An 18698-nucleotide genomic window follows, 5' to 3' on the forward strand; every position below is an offset into this window, starting at 1 on the left:
AGCCTTAGCCGCCGGATATCAACAGAGCGTCCGCATATCCGCGCGCCACGACCGCCTGACGGGCCGTCTCGGCCGCATTGGCGTCGCCCCAGGGACCGACCAGAACGCGGTACAGTCCGCCGGTCTCGTCCACGGTCGCCCGCTCGCCCAGCCTGCGCGCGGTCCGCCGCGCGCTGTTCTGATCCCTGAACGCCCCGGCCTGGACCCAGAAGCCGCCGCCTGCGCCGACCGGGGCTTCGGCCCAGGTCGAGGGAGCGGGCGCCGCCGCTTCGGCCCTCAGCGCAGCGCCTCCGCCCAGTCGCGGCGCCCGGCCGAGATAGCGAACCCGCACCCGCCCCACGCCTTGCCGCAGCAGATCCAGCTCCTGCGCCGCGCCTCGCGACAGATCGATGATTCGCCCATCGACGAACGGCCCGCGATCATTGACCCGCACCACGATCCGGCGCCCGTTCTCCAGATTGGTGACCTCGACCAGGCCCGGCAGCGGCAGGGTCTTATGCGCGGCGGTCAGCTGGCGCATGTCGAACCGTTCGCCGGTCGAGGTCGGCCGACCGTTGAAGGCGTCGCCGTACCAGGAGGCCAGACCGACCTCGTCATAATCGGGCTGTTCCTTCGGCGTGTACCACCGCCCGCGCACCTGATAGGGCCGCATCGTCCCCGACACGATCGGGGCCGGATCCTTGACCACCGGCGCGGCGCCGCCGCCTCGCCCGCCGCCCAATGTCGAACAGGCCGCCAGCAGCGAGAACAGCCCCAAAACCAGGCCGCTCCGGATCCACTGTCCAATTCGCATCGGCACGCCTCGTCACACTCGTCCAAAAACAGGATGACCGAAGACATTTCCGCTTTGGTTAATGGGGCGTTCGCCTGCTATGGCGTCCGCCCGACCGGGCGATCCGGCAAGGAAGTGTGGCCGAGTGGTTTAAGGCACTGGTCTTGAAAACCAGCGACGGTGCGAGCCGTCCGTGGGTTCGAATCCCACCGCTTCCGCCATTTGCATTAATTTTATTACGCAAATTCTAGCTTTTTCTATACGCCCACCTAAACACCCGCCTATCACAACACCGCTTCAGATGGCTTTTCAGGGCGTTCGAGGTGTGTTCGGTTATCTCCAGTTTCGCCTGGTCCGGGAGTTCTGTCTCACTTCCACAGCGGTTTCAGGCGCGATTCGGCGATATGCCCGAACCATCTCAGGCGAAGAGAGAACGAGAGTCCGCCAAGCACGCAGCACTGTCGTCAGCCGGATCGCGCCGTCTCCTTAATCGACCCTCGCCATCATCCAGCGACGAAAGGCGTCGGCGCCCGCTTGTGCCCCGAAGTGAATCGTGTCGGCCATGGCGTAGAACCAGCTCGTCCCCAGCCTGCTAATCAGCCACGTACCCAGCGAGCGCTCACGACTGGCCCGCGATCGGGCAAGCGGAGCGAAGTCATGCGGGACCATTCGTTCGGCGTCAGCTGTTTCCATCGGCCGCGATAGATCGTGCTTGCCTTGGCTGTCGATTGGCCACTTCGCCTTTCCAACAGATCCTGACCGCCTCGGGTCGGTAGCGCGAACTCCATAGACGCGGGGGAGCGTCATCAGTGATCCCGAAATGCCGGACCGAGTCCGCACTATGTCGGTCATTCCCACGTCATGGCGCGCCTCCGCGCAGTGACGGAAAATAGGGATCACCTGAAGAGGTGGCGCCAGTCAGACGATACAGTCGAGGGCCCGCCCCGAAAGACCGTCGCCGCATCGACCGAGGCCTAAGTTGAGGTCGGGGCCAGAGTTGAAGATGAAGGCTAGAAGCCGAAGTCCGTCTGAGCTGGATCCGGACCAGGTGAACGTCGTCGCGGCTTGCGCGCCGCCACTGCGGGCGGCGTACACGGTGGAGGTGGAGGTGGCGTTGGGGATTGCGGCGGAACCGACCCCGTCGTCGCCGAACCGGGCTCCCGCTCGCGGGACGGACCGTTCTCCCGCGACGACAGTGGCATGCCCGGCAGACGCGGCGGGCTCGGCGGGCTGAAACGCCGCTCGCCGCCCGGCGCTCGGCCGGGAACCGGTTCGGCGCCTCGCCTCGCCCTTTTCCAGGCGTTCAATTCGCTTTCCCGCCATCCGACCCGACCTGGGGACACGGGTATGGGCCAAGGGAAGAGTCCTGCCCGCTGCATGCGCCAGGCCGTCGTTCGGCTGAAGCCGACGAGGTTTTGAACCTCGGGCCAGAGCAAAAGCCGGTCATCCGGACCGCCGGGCTGGACGCCGTCGTCGTTTAACCGGAACGGGGTCGCCCGGCCTCTTGGAGGCGGAACCGGCGTCGATTCCGCGCGGTCGAGGATCACGTCCGTCACGATCCGCTCCCTCACCGCCTTCGGATGGGCGGAGAAGAGGTTGGGGCCGTCGGATCGGGGCGTCCGATCAGACACGGCATCGGCTCTGGGCGGCGGCGGGGGCGCCGGTGCGGAGCCCCAATATCTGGGCCGCCGCCCAGGCTTCGAGCAGATTGCGGGGATAGAAGGGTTTTGAACGGACGTGGAGACACGGAGGTCCGTCGGACCGGGTGGACCAAAGCTGCGCCAGCGGGGCCGGCTTGAGCCGGATGCCCCGCTGCGCCAGGAAGGCGGAGGTCTCGGCGCGCGTCAGGAGCGCGCCCTCCTCCACCGCCGAAAACGCGGGCTCCGTCACCATTGGGAGCCTCCCGTAGGCTGGCATTGCTGGACGGTGAGGATCCGCCGGCCCGCCGTCAGGGCGGAGGTAGCAGCCCAGAACGCTCGCGACGTACTGGCGGGTTTCGGCGATGTCGGGGATCTGTCCGAGCCGGGCCACCCGGGCGGGTCCGGCGTTGTAGGCGGCCAGAGCCAGCCGCACGTCGCCGAACCGGACGAGTTGCTGCGCCAGATAGGCCACGCCGCCGCGCACGTTCTCCTCCGGCTCCAAACGATTCGGAACTTGAAGATCGGCGGCTGTCCCGGGCATCAATTGGGTCAGGCCACAGGCGCCGGCGATCAAACAGGCCTCGGGTCGATAGGCGCTTTCAACAATGACGACGGCGTGAAGCAGCTTCTCGTCGAGGCCGTGTCGCCGCGCGGCGGCCTCCACAGCCGCCTGGTAAGGCTGGCTGAGCGCCGCGATCCTGTCGCTCAGCGCTTCGAACTCACCGACGCCCTCCCTGTCCTCAGACGAGAAGCCGAACAGTCCGCCGCCGGCGGCGGACCAGTCCACGGCCTGGGCCCGTGCCGGTCCAATGCCCATAGTCGGGCTGACGAGGCACAGGAGGAGGGCCGCGCGGCTGGCATACCTCACCACAGACGAACGTCCGGCTTGGCCACTCTGGCTGGCAACTGAGCGCCAATGGCGGTCATGTGGACTATGCCGGATAGAGGACATTCGCGCGTGGATCTGAGGCACGCTTTCGGGCGCGATGCATGCTTTTCAAACCCACCCTTAGCAGACATGACCGGGCCCGTTTCAGGCCCGGTCGAGAGTCACAGATCGATCTGCTCTGACATCTCCAGGGCGTCGTCCACCTCGATGCCGAGGTATCGGACAGTGCTCTCCAGTTTCCGGTGACCCAATAGGAGTTGGCAAGCCCGCAGGTTACCGGTCTTCTTGTAGACGAGAGACACCTTAGTGCGGGGGAGGCTGTGAGTTCCGTAACCCTGCGACTCGAGGTCGATCATCCGAATCCATTGATCGACGAGCCGGGCGTCCTGTCGGGCGCCGATGTGCTGCCCCGGCCGGCTACGACTGGGGAACAGCCAGTCCTCATCGCGCTGACCCCGGACCTTTAACCAGGCAGCGATTGCGTCACGCGCGGCCTCTGTGATTTCGAACGGCACAGGCCTACCCGTCTTCTGCTGGATGACGAATGAGCGCTGGCGGAAGGCCCAGATGTGCTTTGGCTTGAGCGGCGCCTCGGGGCCGATCAGACCAGCCCGTGTTCCATGGCGCTTGGGTTGGATGAATAGGTCAGACTGGCGCATGGCCAACCTCCATTGAGGTCGCCTCCATGTGCGTTGCCATTCTATGACCACAGCAGCTCTCAGCGCCGTCGGCGGTCAGGTCTTTAACCCAAAGAGCATCTTCAGATAATCGCCATGGCGCCGCCGTCCCGCCTCGGCTACCGGTCGGCTGAATCAAGTGGCAAGCCGATACCCAATGCCTGGTTCGGTGACGAGCAAAGCGGGCTGGGCTGGGTCTTTCTCCAGCTTGTGCCGGAGTTGGCCGATCACGACACGCAGATACTGGACGTCGTGCAGGTGGCCGGCGCCCCAGACGGTCTTCAGCAGATCGACATGGCCCAGCACCTTGCCGGCGTTGCGCGCCAGATAGGCCAGGACGTCGTACTCCTTGGGCCGCAGCTTCACCCGCTCGCCGGCGCGGGTGACGATCCGGCGGTCCAGATCGATTATGACATCCTCCGCCGTGACCACCCCGCCAGCGACCGGCGTCAGCATGCCTTGGCGCAAGCCTGCGCGGATGCGCGCCAGCAATTCGCCGACGCCGAATGGCTTTTCCACATAGTCATTGGCCCCCAGGTCCAAGGCCGCAATTTTTTCCGCCTCGCGGTCGCGTGCGGACAGGATGATGATCGGTCCCTTGTAGAACTCGCGCGCGCGGGTCAGCACGTCCTTGCCGTCCATATCGGGCAGGCCCAGGTCCAGGACCACGGCGTCGGGGTTCCACAGGGCGATGGCGCGCAGGCCTTCCTGTCCGCTGTCGGCGCGCTTGGGTTCATAGCCGGCGGCGTCGAGCGCAGGCGACAGAAACCGGTGGATTTGTGGTTCGTCGTCGATGACCAGAATCTGGGGGCGAACGGCGGTCATCACAGCAGATCCGGATGGGTGGCGATGGACTTGGGCAGGCTGATCAGAATTCGAGTTCCGCGCTTTTCACCGTCCGGTCCGTCCTGGATCGGGCTGGCGGCGGCGATGCGGCCGCGCATGGCCTCGACGAAGCCCTTGGCGATGGCGAGCCCCAGGCCGGCCCCTTTTGCACGGTCGGTGGATTCCTCCATACGCCGAAACTTGTCGAACACCCTTTCCAGCTCCGCAGTCGGGATGCCCCTGCCCTCGTCCTCGATGGAGATGACGACGGCGCCGCGATCCTCATAAGCCGCCAGTTCGATGGTCGTGCCGTCGGGGCTGTAGGCGATGGCGTTTTCCAGAATGTTGACCACCGCCTGTTCCAAGAGGCCCGGATCGGCCTCGACCATGCTGAGCTGGGCGGGAAAGTCTCGTGTGACCTTGCGCTGGCCCAGGCGGCGCGACACCCGGTCGGCGGCGGCGTTCAGGATGTCGCGCACATCGGTCCAGTCGGTGCGGACGTTCAGCCCGCCGCCCTCCAGCCGAGTCATGTCCAGCAGGTCGCCGACATAGCGCGACAGGCGCTCGGCCTCTTCTCGGATGCTCAGCAGCAGGTCGTCGCGGACCTCGGGCTTCAGGGTCGCACCATAGTCGATCAGCGTCGTCGCCGAGCCCAGGACGGTGGACAGGGGCGTGCGCAGATCGTGGCTGACCGAGTTCATCAGGGCGGCGCGGAAACGGTCGGCGCGGCGCAGGGTCTCGGTCTCCAGCGCCTGTCCCGCCAGGTCGGCGCGCTCCAGCGCCACGGCGCCCTGATCGAGCAGGGCCAGGGCCAGGCGCTCCTCGTCCGAACCGGCCGTCACGGCCGAGGCGTCGATGCCCGCCACCCCTGCCCGTCCCCGAACCCCCTGCAGGGGTTGGAACCGCCATCGGCTCTGCGGCAGGGTGCCGGTGCCGTGTCCGGCGACCTCGCCATGCATCCAGGCCCAGCGGGCGGCCGCCATGGCGTCGGCGCCCAGGGTCGCGCCTTCCGGACTGGCGGCCGCCGGGACGATGTCGTCTCCGTCCGGCAGCAAGACCACGGCTCCCGCACCCGCAGCGGCCGACGCCTGTTCTGCCAGGCTTAGAGCCGTGCCGGCGCGATCCTGGGCGGCAGACAGGGTCTGGCTGGCGGCCAGCAAGGCCGAGACGGCGGCGGCGCGCCTCTGGGCGGCGCGGGCCTGTTCGCGCACCCGCCCCGCCAGGGCCCCGGCGCCCAGTGCGACGGCCCAGAACAGCACCAGAGTGAGAAAGTCGGTCGGCGAGCCGATCAGGAAACTGTAGCGCGGCTGAAGGAACAGGAAGTTGTAGGTCAGAAAGGCCAGGGTCGCCGCCGCCAGGGCCGGACGCAGGCCGTTCAACACCGCAGCCGCCACGACCGCCGCCAGATAGATGACGCCCAGATCGACCCGCTCGAACCGCGTGTCCAGCAGCAGGGCGATACCGGTCGCCGCCCCGATCAACCCGGCGCTCCCGCCATAGGCGCGCCAATCCACGCCGCCGCGCGGTCCCGCCCGCGTCGCCGGTTCGGGCGCCGCCAGATCGCCTTCGGTCACCACATGAACCGCGACGCCCTGGGCCTTGCGCAGCAGTTCGGTCGCCAGGGCCCGGCCGGTCCATTCGGCGAACCGCCCGCCTCGCGTCTTGCCGATGACGATCTGGGTGACGTTGTTGCGATGGGCGTGATCCAGAACGGCGCGCACCACGTCGTCGCCGCTCAGCGTCACCGGGCGCGCCCCCAGTTGCTCGGCCAGTTTGAAGGCCTCGGACAGGCGCGCCATGGAGCGAGCGTCAGAGCGCGAGCCCGACGGCCGTTCCACATGGGCCACCGACCAAGGGGCGTTCATCATCATGTCCGACATCCGTCGCCCGGTCCGCACCAGAGACGCGCTCATGGCGTCGCCGCCGACGAGGACCAGGATTCGCTCGCTCGCCGCCCAGGGCCCGGACACGCCGCGGACCCGCAGATGGGACAACAGCTGATCGTCCACCGTCTGGGCCGCGCGGCGCAGGGCCAGTTCGCGCAGGGCTGTCAGATTCTCCAGCTTGAAGAAGTTCTCGGACGCCACCTGCGCCGTCTCGGGCACATAGACCTTGCCCTCGGCCAGGCGAGCGCGGAGGTCCTCGGGCGTGATGTCCACCACCTCGATATCGTCGGCTTCGGTCAGGAGGCTGTCGGGCACCGTTTCGCGCTGCCGCACGCCGGTGATGCGCAGGATAACGTCGGAGAGGCTTTCCAGATGCTGGATGTTCAGCGTCGTCCAGATGTCGATCCCGGCGTCGCGCAGCTCTTCCACGTCCTGCCAGCGTTTCGGATGGCGCGAACCCGGCGCGTTGGAATGGGCGTACTCATCAACCAGCAGCAGACCGGGGCGGCGCGCCAGGGCGCCGTCGAGATCGAACTCCATCAGCGACCGCCCACGATGGTCGATCGGCGCGCGCGGCATGACCTCCAGCCCGCGCAGCAGACTCATAGTCTCCTTGCGGCCGTGGGTCTCAACCAGACCCACGACGACATCCAGCCCCTCAGCCTTTCGCCGACGGGCGGCGCGCAGCATTTCATAGGTCTTGCCCACGCCGGGCGACATGCCCAGAAACACCTTCAGCCGCCCGCGCTTGCGGCGCGGAACGGCTGAAGTCGCGGGCGTTTCGGGCGCCGTCTCGGGCAATCAGCCCTCCGCGCCGAAGCGGGCGTCCAGCGCGCGATTGGTCATCAGGACATTGACCCGCGGCTGGCCGATGAAGCCGAGGAAGGCCCCCTCGGTCTGGCTGTCGATGATGCTCTGCACCTGCTGCACGGAAACGCCTCTGGCGCGGGCGATCCGCGCGGCCTGAAGCCGAGCGTAGGCCGGTGACACGTCCGGGTCGAGGCCCGAACCCGAGGTCGTCACCGCATCGGCGGGGATGACGCCGGGACCGTCCTCGGCGCGGATGGCCTTGGCGCTTTCGGCGACCCGCGCCGCCAGGTCCGGGTTCAACGGCCCCATGTTCGAGCCCGACGAGGCGGCGGCGTCATAGCCGTCGCCCGCAGCCGAGGGGCGCGGATGCAGATAGGTCGAACCCGCGAACGGCTGTCCGATCAGGGCCGAGCCAACGACCCGACCGCCGGCGTCTCGCACCAGGCTGCCGTTGGCCTGCCCGGGGAAGGCGACCTGGGCGATCCCCGTCACCGCTAGCGGATAGGCCAGCCCCAGCAGGAGGGTGAACAAGGCCATCATCACGATGGCCGGACGGAACGAATTGACCATGATCGTCGCCTCAGAAGCTGGCCTTCAGCGTCGCCACGGCGCGCGCGCCGTAGATGTCGCCGAAGTCGTGTTGGTCGGTGTCGTGATAGCGCAGGTCGACCGCCAGGGTGTCGGTCAGCTGATAGGCCGCGCCCAGGTTCCAGGTGGTGTAGTCGAGGTCCGAAGACACCCACTGACGGCCGACGGCGCCCGACACGGTCCATTTGTCGGCCGGGCTGACGGCGCCGTTGATCTCGGCATAGGTCGCCTCGTCCTCCGACGCGCCGAAGAAGTCGGGCGAATAATAGACCGCCGTCCCCAGGGTGGCCAATCCAAAGGGTGTCTGGCCAACGGCGCGCGAGGCTGCGGCTTTCAGCTCAACATAGTCATAGTCCGCGCCGTCCGGCTGGCCGGCGTACAGATAGCCGATGACGCTGAAGTCCAGGGCATAGCCCGCCACCTCGGGCCGATAGCCGGCGTAGAGATCGACCTCGGCATCGGTGTCGTCGCCGAAATCGACGTTGGAGGCCCAGCCGCCGGCGTAGAAGCCATTGCGGGTCAGATCGACGCCCGCCGAGATCGCCGGATCTTCCTGCGTCTGGCTGACGCCGCGGAAGACATAGTCGGACGTCAGGGCGACGTTTGCCGAAACATCCTGCGCCTTGGCCTCGCTGCATAGGCCCAGGCCTGCGATTGCGGCGATACTGGCGGCGGCGAACCAGGCGTCGTTACGGCCGGAGGCCTTGTTGAGACGATTACGCATGGAGATATCCTTGGAAGCGCGCATCAGGCCAGGCCCAGCGCGGAAATGACGAGATCGATCAGCTTGATGCCGACGAACGGCGCGATCAGACCGCCCACGCCGTAGATCAGCAGGTTGCGACCCAGCAGGGCGCCGGCGCCGATGGCCCGATATTTGACGCCCTTCAGCGCCAGCGGGATCAGGGCGACGATGACCAGGGCGTTGAAGATCACCGCCGACAGGATGGCGCTCTCGGGGCTGTGCAGACGCATCACATTCAGCGCGCCCAGGGCTGGCAGCGAGACCACGAACATCGCCGGGATGATGGCGAAATACTTGGCCACGTCGTTGGCGACCGAGAAGGTGGTCAGGGCGCCGCGCGTGATCAAGAGTTGTTTGCCGACCTCGACGATCTCGATGACCTTGGTCGGGTCCGAGTCCAGATCGACCATATTGCCGGCCTCGCGCGCGGCTTGGGCGCCGGTCTGCATGGCCACGCCGACGTCGGCCTGAGCCAGGGCGGGCGCGTCATTGGCGCCGTCGCCGCACATGGCGACCAGACGGCCCTTGGCCTGTTCCGCCTTGATCAGGCGCATCTTGTCCTCGGGCGTGGCCTCGGCGAGGTAGTCGTCCACCCCGGCCTCCGACGCGATGGCCGCCGCCGTCACCGGATTGTCGCCGGTGATCATGACGGTCCGCAGGCCCATGCGACGCAGGTCGGCGAAGCGCGCCTTTACGCCCGGCTTGACCACGTCCTTCAGGTGGATGACGCCGACCAGCACGCCGTTCTGGGTCACGGCCAGGGGCGTGCCGCCCGAACGGGCGATCCGGTCCACCGCCTGACGGAACTCGGCGGGAGCCGCGCCGTCGGACAGGTTCAGATCCTTCAACACCGCATCGACCGCGCCCTTCCTCCAGCTGTCCTTGCCGACGTCCAGGCCCGACTGGCGGGTGACGGCGGTGAAGGGGATGGCGACGGCGCCGACAGGTTGTTCGACCGAGACGCCTGCGTTGCGGCCCAGCTCGACGATGGACCGGCCTTCGGGCGTCTCGTCGGCGAGCGACGCCATGACGGCGGCGGCCAAAGCGGCCTCACGGCGCACGCCCGGAACCGGGATGACCTCGGTCGCCATGCGGTTGCCGAAGGTGATGGTGCCGGTCTTGTCGAGCAGCAGGGTGTCGACGTCGCCTGCCGCTTCCACCGCACGGCCCGAGGTGGCCAGCACGTTCACCTTCAGCAACCGGTCCATGCCGGCGATGCCGACGGCGGACAGCAGACCCCCGATCGTGGTGGGGATCAGGGTGATGAACAGGGCGCCCAGCACCATCGGATCCAGATCGACGCCCGAATAGGCGCCCAGGCCCACCAGGGTCACGACCGCGATCAGGAAGATCAGGGTCAGGCCGGCCAGCAGCACGGCCAGAGCCAGTTCGTTCGGCGTCTTCCGGCGGTCCACGCCCTCGACCATGGCGATCATGCGATCGAGGAAGGTCGAGCCGGGCTTGGCGGTGATGCGCACCTTGATCCAGTCCGAGACGACGGTCGTGCCGCCGGTCACGGCCGAACGGTCGCCGCCGCTTTCGCGGATCACCGGGGCGCTCTCGCCGGTGATGGCGGCCTCGTTGACCGAGGCCACGCCCTCGATGATCTCGCCGTCCGAGGCGATGACATCGCCGGCCTCGACCAGGATGACGGATCCGATCTCAAGATCCGACGCATTGGTCGAGATCACCATGCCGGTCTCGGGATCGACGATCAGCTTGGCCTTGGTTGTGACGCGGGTGGCGCGCAGACTATCGGCCGCCGCCTTGCCCCGCCCTTCGGCGACGCTTTCGGCGACATTGGCGAACAGGACCGTGGCCCACAGCCACAGCGCCAGTTGCACCGCAAAGCCCGCCGATTGACCGCCGGCCATGGCCGCCGCCGCCGAGATCGTGGACAGAAGCGCCACGATCCAGGTGGTGAAGATAACCGGGTTCTTGACCAGTTTGACCGGGTTCAGCTTGACGAAGGCGTCGCCGACTGCGCGCCCGATCATCGCCCCGGAGAGACCGCCCGCGAGGGGCGACGCACCGCCGCCCTCGCGGGGATCGAGTGTGATTTGTGTCATGTCAGGATGTCCGAAGGATCAGGCGCCGGCGACCGCCGCGAGCACCTGGAAGTGCTCGACGATCGGTCCCAGGGCGAGGGCGGGTAGGAACTGCAGGCCGCCGAGGATGAGGATCACGCCGATCAGCAGGCCGATGAACAGGCCGTTGTCGGTGGGCAGTGCGCCGGCGCTGGGCGCCAGCTTGGGCTTGACGACCAAACTGCCGGCGATGGCCAGAACGGCGACGGCCGGAACAAACCGACCGAACAGCATCCCCAGACCCAGGGTCGTGTTCCACCAGGGGGCGTTGGCGGTCAGACCCGCAAAGGCAGAGCCGTTGTTCGCCGCCGCCGAGGTGTAGGCGTAGAGGATCTCCGAAAGGCCATGCGGGCCGTCGTTCAGCAGCCCCGCCAAGGCGTTGGGGAACACTGCACTGACCGCCGCGAAGCCCAGGATGGCCAGCGGCAGAACCAGCACCGCGATCATGGCGAACTGGATCTCGCGCGCCTCGATCTTCTTGCCCAGATATTCGGGCGTCCGTCCGACCATCAGGCCGGCGACGAAGACCGACAGCAGGGCCATGACCACCATGATGGCGATGCCCGACCCGATCCCGCCGGGCAGGATCTCGCCCAGCTGCATCAGGAACATCTGCAAGGCCCCGCCCAGCGGCATATAGCTGGCGTGCATCGAATTGACCGAGCCGTTCGAGGCGCCGGTCGTGACCACGGACCAGACGGTCGAGGCGGGCGCGCCGAAGCGGACCTCCTTGCCCTCCATATTGACCGAGGCGTCCACCTGGGCCGCGACCAGGGCCGGGGCCGGCTGGGTCTCAATCACATACATGGCCGCGCTGGCGACGCTCAGCAGGATCAGCGCCGCCGCCGCAAGAGCGCGGACGTCGCGTCCCGCCAGAGCCGTGCGGCCGAAGGCGAAGAAGGCCGCCCAACCCATGACGTTGATCGCCACGGCGCTGAGAAGATTGGTGATGGCGTTGGGGTTCTCGAAGGGATGGGCGCCGTTGACGTTGAAGACGCCGCCGCCGTTGATGCCCAACTGTTTGATCGCCACCTGGCTGGCCGCCGGAAACAGCGGCAGGCTCTGGGACCCGCCCTCGACGCCTGTCGCCTGAACGTTCGCCGCCAGGCTCTGCACAACGCCCAGTCCGCCCAGAACGACCGCCAGCACGAAGGCGGCGGGCAGCAGCACATAGAGGGTGGTCCGCGTCAGGTCGGCCCAGAAGTTGCCGACGCCCTCGCCGCGATGGGCGACGAAGGCCCGCGCCAGGGCCGCCGCTATGGTCGCCCCGGTCGCAGCCGACACGAAGTTCTGTACCGTCAGCCCGACCATCTGGCTGAACGTCGACAACGTCGACTCGCCGCCATAGCTCTGCCAGTTGGTGTTGGTGACAAAGCTGACGGCGGTGTTGAAGGCCAGGTGCGGCGACACGCCCGCAAACCCCTGCGGGTTCAGCGGCAGCAAGCCCTGCAGACGCAGGATCGCATACAGCAGCACAAAGCCCGCCAGGTTGAAGGCCAGCAGGGCGCCGGCATATCCCAGCCAGCCTTGGCTGCGTTTCGGATCGACGCCCGCCGCGCCGTGAAAGACGGCCTCGACCGGCTTCAGCATCGGGTCCAGCCAGGTCCGCTCGCCGTTCCAGACGCGCGACATATAAATGCCGATGGGCCAGCCGAGCATGACGGCCAGCCCAAGGGTCAGGGCGATCTCGCCCCATCCTTGAATGTTCATGAAATCCGTCCCGGTTCCTCAGAACCGCTCGGGCCGCAGCAGCGCCGCGACCATGTAAACGGCGACGACCAGCGCCCCCGCCCCCCAGAGCATGGCGATCATCGTCACACCCGTTTCAACGCTGTGGCCAGCAGGGCGAAGACGGCGAACGCCCCTGCCCCGATCGCCAGAAAGATCACATCGGCCATGTCGGCCTCCTCGCTCAAAGTTCGAGCGGGACAGGACCATCAAGACGCATAATGGCGCGATGTGACTCCCAGCCCTTCGCCTAAAGGATTCATAAAAACCTGGATCTATCGGCCGGTCGCCTACTAGGCCTATCGCCTGGACGAAGAAGCGCGTCGTGGCTTCCCATTGGGAGTCTCCGTCGTCGATCCGTAGGAGAATTGGTCGCCTTTGCCAGGATGGACGGCGTCCCCTACGGATCGATCCACTTGCCCCAAGCCAAGGCCCCGACTTCCCATTGACCGGGAACTTCCGTGACGAAAACGATGCTCAATGTCTATCGGCAACAGACCATAGTTCAGCGGCTGTCAAAAGCTGCGAAGGGAGAGACCATGCGGGCGGTCGGCGGATGGAGTGTGGCGACGCTGGTGTTGGCGCTGTGCGTGCCGACGCTCGCGCGTGCACAGGATCAGGAATGCGGGGACATCGGGGCGATCGTTCGTCAAGCCTACCCCAATGCGGTCGCGGACGGCGAGCGCACTATGAAAACTGGAAATCGCACGCTCACCCTGCCCTCACCCTCGTCGATAAACCCTCACGCCATCGTCTGTCGTCGCTGGCGGGGAAGGCCAGGACTGCTTCTGGTCGCCATCCCGCTTATTGCTGAGGTTGGCGTGGATTCGACGCTGGGTGATCTTGATGTGCTCGTCGTCGACGAGCCAACCGGCACGCCGCGCCATCGGCTCCGCATCCCCCACGCCATGGACGACGACGCCGTCCGGATTTCCCGGATTTCTTTCGACACTGCGCCATACCGCTTCGGGCCGGACCGACTGGCGTTTGGCGTGAGACGCGAATGGGTCGGCAGTTCGCGCCCGAACCCGTTCATGGAAACCACGCTGTCCCTCTACGAGCCACGGGGCGCGGCCCTCGCGCCAGTCTTAGACGACCTGATCGTCGAACGCAGTCAAGGGCAATGGGATCTGTCCTGCGCCGGCGAGACTGTTGTGACCGAGCGAATCCTTCGAATGGTCCCGGGCCAGAAGGGGCAGGATATTTCGGTGCTGGAGCGGATCACTCAGAGCACGTCTAGGGAGGCCAAGAACGGTGAGTGCAGCACGACCGACCAAGCGGTCGCGCCTCGCACGATCCGCCTTTCATTTGACGGCAAGCGCTATGACGTTCCCCGCCTGATCCAGCGACGCTAGCCATCTGGTCATAAGGCGACGCGAACGGCGATCTTGATGTCGCTGGTGCGCCACGACAGGTCATCCCTCCCGCGTCATGTCGCTGGACTTGATGGGACGGCGACGGGCTTCTTGGGCGGACGGGCGATCGCCTCGGCCCTTTCCAGAAGGCTCTCCGTTCTGAGGAGGCGATCGTGATCCGTGTGGATCATCCCCCGCACGATGTAGCTGCCGAGCAGGACGCCGAACCCGATAATGGCCAGCTCCGGGGCGAGGCCGGTGGCGAGCGCGCCGAGGGCCCCGGCCGGATCGCCCCCTTCCACGGCGGACCTGAGATTGGCGGCCGCTCCGACCGCAAGCTCTCCCTCCGGAGAGACGATGAACCGTACGGCGGCCGCGCTCGTCGCGATGAGACCAACGGCGATCGGTAGCTTGTCCGGGGTGCGCGCGTTGAGCTTCAACTCGAGACGCACGGATTTCAGCCGACTTGTGATCTCGTCCTTCGAGAACTGATCCGCTACCTCCCCGGCAAAGGAAGCCGCCAAATCGTGGCTGCGCTGGAACCGCCCCTGTGATCTCGCATGAAGTTCCCGGACAAGGACGCCGAAGCTGAAGACCCAGCTTAGGCCCACGAGACCGAGCCCCAGCAGGAAGGCTCCGGCAACGACCGGCTTGAGCCACGCTCTGATCGTCGCCGCGTTCAGGGCGAGAAGCCCACCCAGTATCGTGACGATCAGCGCCCCGACACCGATCACCATCATCCATTTCAACACAGTCTCAAACCGTCCCTCCGGAGCGGAGGTCCGGTTGGCGCGGCACAAGGCGTCTATCGAATAGTCGGAGTTCTTGCCTGTCATGGCGGCGGTGTGGCCTCAGAACGTAAACTTTGAGTTGCGCTCCACAGCGCGCCCCTCAACCGTCGTCCAACACGAACACCTTGTGAGGGCCGGTTGCTCCGGCCGAGGCGCCACCATGGCGCGCGACAGTCTGGCGGAACAGGTGCAGCTCAAGGAGGCCGAGATCCGCTCCACCTAACTGCGCCTCAGAGAGCAGGAGCGAATGATCGCCATCAATGAGGAGCGCCAGCGCCGGGTGCCGACATGCACGACGGAGTCGGCGGCCATCTGGTCTCGCTGGCCCAGTTGAGAGGCGGCGCGCCCGATGTCGAAACCCTGCGCCAGGGCGTGCGGATCGCCATCGACGATCTGCGGCTGATCATCGACTCGATGAATGGCGTGGATGACTCGCTGGAGGTCGCCATCGCCATTTTCCATGAGCGCATGGCGCCCCGCCTGCGTCTGGTGGGTATCGAACTGACCTGGACCGCCGCGCCGGGCGCGCCCGTCGAGGGTTTCAGTCCGGAGGCCAGGATCAACATCTACCGTATTCTTCAGGAGGCGATCACCAACGCGGTCAAACACGCCCAGGCGTCCCGCGTGGACATCCGCCTTGAGAGCGAGTCCGAGGCCGTCGTCATATCGGTCTCGGACGACGGCATGGACCTGCCGCCAAGGCTGCGGGATGTCGGCAAGGGCCTGCCCAACATGAAACGCCGCGCGGAACGGATCGGCGGAACCTGAATCTGGTCCCGCTGAACCCCGGACTTTCAGTTCGGCTGCGGGCGCCCCTGCCCACCTGGTTCGCACGCCGCCCGGAGATTATGCCCCAGTTTTTAGCTCGACCTGCCTCAGCCGTAACGCCTCGGCCTCGTCTGAAGTCAGCGGCAACAAGGCCATGGCGTCGTTCAGATAGGCGTCCAGAGGGCCCGAGAACGGCCAGTCGGATCCTGGTACGAACCGATCGACGCCGATCCGTCGCATCAGATCGACCAGCCTTTCGCGATCTTCGGGCGGCGTGTCGGCGTCGAAGACCTGGGCCAGGTCGAAATAGAGGTCTGGAAAACGCTTGGGATCCGTCGCCAGCGACTGCCGGAAGGCCTCCAGCGCGTCCCAAGTGTTCGCATCCAGTCCGCCCCAGCCGCCCGAATGGGCGATGACCACCGGGACGCCGCGAGCATGGGGCAGAACCTGTTCGACAAAGATGCGCACATCCTGGGCGCCATAGTCGGAGGCGCGGGTTCGCATGTGGATCATGATGGTCAGGCCGGCGCCCGAGGCGGCGTCGAAGACGGCGGCAAGACGGCGAACCTGACCGGGGTCGCGAAGATCGACGCCCGAGTTGGTCAGATGCAGCTTCAATCCCTTTGCAAAAGGCTCGCCTTTCCACGCTTCGATTTCGGCCAGAGCCTCGGGCGCCAGCGGATTGACCGAGATGAAGGCGACCAGCCGCTCGGGATGCGCGGCCGCCGTGGCCACGGTGAAGGCGTTGGCGGCATGAACGCGGTCGGCCGCGTCGGCCAGGGGTGGAACCATCATCGGGCTCTCGGCCAGATAGGCCGTGGACATGATCCAAGCCGTCTGGACGCCCGTCTGGTCCATATCCGCCAGAAGATCTTTGGCCGTCAGTGGTTTGACGAAGGCCGGATCGCAGGCGCTGATCCGCCCCGGACTGTCGCAATAGGCCGTCAGAATCTCCCGAATGGGCGGGGCGTGGACATGGACATGATGGTCGGTACGAACCGGAAGACGGGTCTGGGACGTGGCGGGCGCCGCAGCGAGCACGACCAGGGCCGCGCTCGCCGCGACAAGGCGTTTGAAGAACATGGAGCGTGACTGGAACTGTGTCGCCTAGCGCGCCGCCTCGCCCAGCAGGGTCTGTTTCCAGAACAGAAGGCTGGTCCAGAAATAGTAGTCCTCGTTCTCCTTCTTGTGGAAGCCGTGGCCCTCGTTCTGGGCCAGCAGGTGCCAGGCCGTGCCTCCGCGGCTGCGGACTGCGCTGACGATCTGGTCGGCTTCGGAGGCCGGGACGCGGGGATCGTTTCCACCGGTGGCGACCAGAAGCGGAATGGTGATCTTGTCGACGCTGGTCAGGGGGGAGATGGCTTGAAGCTGGGCGCGCTGAGCCGGATCCCGTTCGTCGCCGTATTCCACCCGTCTCAGGTCGCGGCGATACGACTGGGTGTTTTCCAGGAAGGTGACGAAGTTGGAGATGGCGACATAGCAGTTCGCCCCCTTCAGCCGGTCGCTGTAATGCACGGCGGCGGCGTAGCACATGTAGCCGCCGTAGGAGACGCCGGTGACGGCGAAGCGCGAGGCGTCAAGGGTGGGATCGACCTCGAGCGCGTCCAGGAAAGCGCCGATGTCCTTGACCGAATTCTCGCGCTGGAACGGGCCGTTGTCCAGATTGACGAACCGGGTGCCGAAGCCGGACGAGCCGCGCACGTTCGGGAAGAAAAGGGCCACGCCCATCTCGTTTAACAGATAGTTCTGCGCGCCCAGGAAATCGGGGCGCGTCTGGCCTTCAGGACCGCCGTGGATATCGACAATCAGCGGCCGCTTGCCGGGGAATTTGGCGGGGTCGGGCCGGTAGAGGAAGCCGGACACCGTCTCGCCGTCGAAGCTCCTCACCTCGACCAGTTGCGGCTCAACGTTGACAGCAGGGTCCAGACCGCCCGTCTCGCTATGGGTCCATTGGGTGACGGCCAGGGTGGTCGGATCGACGGAGAAGGCGTCGCCGGAGACGCGCGCGGACGACAGGCTGAGACCGATCGCGCCCCATGGGGCGATGTCGATGGCCGGGCCGATGCTGTAGGGGATGACGCCTTCCGGCAGACCTGTGACGACCCGGACGGCGCCGGTCGCGACATCCATAACCTTCAGCCGCGATATCCCAGCCTCGTTGACCGCATAGGCGATGAAGCCGCCGTCCGGAGCGACGGCGTAGTCGCTGACATCCCAGCGAGCTTCAGTGCTGACCGGAACAAAGCCGTTCCGCACGATCCGCCCCAGACGCAGGAAGTCGGAATCCTTGTTCGAGGTCGACCAGACGGCGCCGTCGGGCCCGTACTGAGGATCGACATAGGAGACCTGCGCGACAGGGTCAGTCAGCGGCGTCATCCGGCCCGAGGCGAGGTCCAGCTCATAGACAACGGCCCTATTGATCGACATCCGGTTCAGGACCAGGGCCTTGGTCCCGTCCCTGGAGAAGTCGGCGATGTTCCAGCCGCCGCCGGACACCTGGGCCACCAGACGGTCGGTCGAGGGGTCGGAGGGATCGACCACATAGAGGTCCATGTCCGCGCCGTTGCGACGCGATGAGGCGTAGCCGACCCGCTTGCCGTCCCGACTCCAGGCGCCGAACCAGTTGCGGCTCTTGCCGTCCGTAATCAAGCTCAACCGACCGGCGGCCAGGGTGTAGAGTTGATAGAATTCGTCGCCCCCATTGTCCTTCTGGACAAGAAGGGTCTGACCGTTCGGCGACAGGGCGCCGGCCAGGATCGGCTCGGCCTCGAAACTGATCTGGGTCCGGGCGCCGTCAGGAGCGGCGACGACGTGAAGCTGATCCGTGGCGCCGAACCGGGTCTTGATCAGCATCGACTGATCGGCGGCGTTCCAGCCCAGGAAGGTCGCACGGCGCGTCTGAAGATAGGGCTGGGTCGCCGCGACCAGATCGTCGGGCACGGCGGGAAGGCCGTCGGCGACGATGGCGGCGGGCTTGGGCGCCTCGGCCAGGGCCGCAGGAGCGACGCTCAGGGCGAGCAGGAGAGCCATCGGCAGACGGGAAATCATGACACAGACCGTGTGAAAAATGGGGGAGCAGAAGGGAAGATCGCCGGCCCTATGGAGGAGCGGGGCCGGCGATCCGGAACGCAGAACCA

16 protein-coding genes and 1 tRNA gene are annotated in these 18698 nt (G+C 66.6%); 3 read left to right on the top strand and 14 right to left on the bottom strand.

Going from position 1 to position 18698, the window contains the following annotated elements:
• Positions 1-4: 4 nt before the first annotated feature.
• Positions 5-757, bottom strand: a complete 753-nt coding sequence (locus AC1RKE_RS00345; RefSeq protein ID WP_395941978.1) for a septal ring lytic transglycosylase RlpA family protein — start codon at positions 755-757, stop codon at positions 5-7.
• A 146-nt stretch (positions 758-903) separates the two neighbouring features.
• Here AC1RKE_RS00345 and AC1RKE_RS00350 point away from each other — a divergent pair.
• Positions 904-993 (top strand) — tRNA-Ser (locus AC1RKE_RS00350).
• Positions 994-1782: 789 nt separating this feature from the next.
• On the opposite strand, the gene AC1RKE_RS00355 is transcribed toward AC1RKE_RS00350, so the two are convergent.
• The 10 genes from AC1RKE_RS00355 to AC1RKE_RS00400 form a co-directional block, all read right to left on the bottom strand.
• Positions 1783-2403 (bottom strand): helix-turn-helix transcriptional regulator, encoded by a 621-nt coding sequence (locus AC1RKE_RS00355; protein WP_492896138.1) that lies wholly within the window; start codon positions 2401-2403, stop codon positions 1783-1785.
• Entirely contained in the window at positions 2396-3199 is an 804-nt protein-coding gene (locus tag AC1RKE_RS00360; RefSeq protein ID WP_348684821.1) for a lytic transglycosylase domain-containing protein, read from the bottom strand. Before AC1RKE_RS00360 ends, AC1RKE_RS00355 begins: the two co-directional genes overlap by 8 nt.
• Positions 3200-3462: 263 nt before the next feature.
• Entirely contained in the window at positions 3463-3960 is a 498-nt protein-coding gene (locus tag AC1RKE_RS00365; RefSeq protein WP_333896843.1) for a tyrosine-type recombinase/integrase, read from the bottom strand.
• 153 nt (positions 3961-4113) lie between these two features.
• Positions 4114-4803, bottom strand: a complete 690-nt coding sequence (locus AC1RKE_RS00370; protein WP_054765924.1) for a response regulator — start codon at positions 4801-4803, stop codon at positions 4114-4116.
• Positions 4803-7490 carry a DUF4118 domain-containing protein gene (locus tag AC1RKE_RS00375; protein WP_395942225.1) on the bottom strand — a complete coding sequence of 896 codons (2688 nt, stop codon included), beginning with the start codon at positions 7488-7490 and terminating at the stop codon, positions 4803-4805. The genes AC1RKE_RS00370 and AC1RKE_RS00375 overlap by 1 nt, the downstream gene beginning before the upstream one ends.
• Positions 7491-8069: a K(+)-transporting ATPase subunit C gene (gene kdpC, locus AC1RKE_RS00380; RefSeq protein WP_348684269.1), complete on the bottom strand. Its 579-nt coding sequence runs from the start codon at positions 8067-8069 to the stop codon at positions 7491-7493.
• A gap of 10 nt (positions 8070-8079) precedes the next feature.
• Positions 8080-8811, bottom strand: a complete 732-nt coding sequence (locus AC1RKE_RS00385) for a TorF family putative porin (RefSeq protein WP_348684268.1) — start codon at positions 8809-8811, stop codon at positions 8080-8082.
• 23 nt (positions 8812-8834) lie between these two features.
• Positions 8835-10901, bottom strand: coding sequence for a potassium-transporting ATPase subunit KdpB (gene kdpB, locus AC1RKE_RS00390; protein ID WP_395942224.1), 2067 nt, complete (start codon positions 10899-10901; stop codon positions 8835-8837).
• Between the two features lie 18 nt (positions 10902-10919).
• A complete protein-coding gene (kdpA, locus tag AC1RKE_RS00395) occupies positions 10920-12629 on the bottom strand; it encodes a potassium-transporting ATPase subunit KdpA (protein WP_348684266.1) in 1710 nt (569 codons plus the stop codon).
• Between the two features lie 18 nt (positions 12630-12647).
• A complete protein-coding gene (locus tag AC1RKE_RS00400; protein WP_082503478.1) occupies positions 12648-12731 on the bottom strand; it encodes a potassium-transporting ATPase subunit F in 84 nt (27 codons plus the stop codon).
• A 377-nt stretch (positions 12732-13108) separates the two neighbouring features.
• Here AC1RKE_RS00400 and AC1RKE_RS00405 point away from each other — a divergent pair, with 377 nt between their 5' ends.
• On the top strand, positions 13109-14002 hold the full coding sequence (locus tag AC1RKE_RS00405; protein ID WP_348684265.1) for a PA3715 family protein: 894 nt from the start codon (positions 13109-13111) through the stop codon (positions 14000-14002).
• 74 nt (positions 14003-14076) lie between these two features.
• Here AC1RKE_RS00405 and AC1RKE_RS00410 read toward each other — a convergent pair whose 3' ends face one another.
• Complete coding sequence (locus tag AC1RKE_RS00410) at positions 14077-14838, bottom strand: hypothetical protein (protein ID WP_054765931.1); 762 nt, start codon at positions 14836-14838, stop codon at positions 14077-14079.
• Between the two features lie 243 nt (positions 14839-15081).
• Between AC1RKE_RS00410 and AC1RKE_RS00415 the strand changes: the two genes are divergently transcribed.
• Positions 15082-15561 carry a sensor histidine kinase gene (locus AC1RKE_RS00415; RefSeq protein WP_395942223.1) on the top strand — a complete coding sequence of 160 codons (480 nt, stop codon included), beginning with the start codon at positions 15082-15084 and terminating at the stop codon, positions 15559-15561.
• 78 nt (positions 15562-15639) lie between these two features.
• Here the strand turns inward: AC1RKE_RS00415 and AC1RKE_RS00420 are convergent, their stop codons facing one another.
• The gene (locus AC1RKE_RS00420) at positions 15640-16644 is read right to left on the bottom strand and encodes an amidohydrolase family protein (protein ID WP_348684296.1); all 1005 of its coding nucleotides are present in this window, start codon (positions 16642-16644) and stop codon (positions 15640-15642) included.
• Between the two features lie 24 nt (positions 16645-16668).
• Positions 16669-18609 carry a S9 family peptidase gene (locus tag AC1RKE_RS00425; RefSeq protein ID WP_348684295.1) on the bottom strand — a complete coding sequence of 647 codons (1941 nt, stop codon included), beginning with the start codon at positions 18607-18609 and terminating at the stop codon, positions 16669-16671.
• Positions 18610-18698 lie beyond the last annotated feature (89 nt).

The sequence above is a fragment of the Brevundimonas sp. GW822-FHT03E11 genome, from assembly GCF_058801445.1.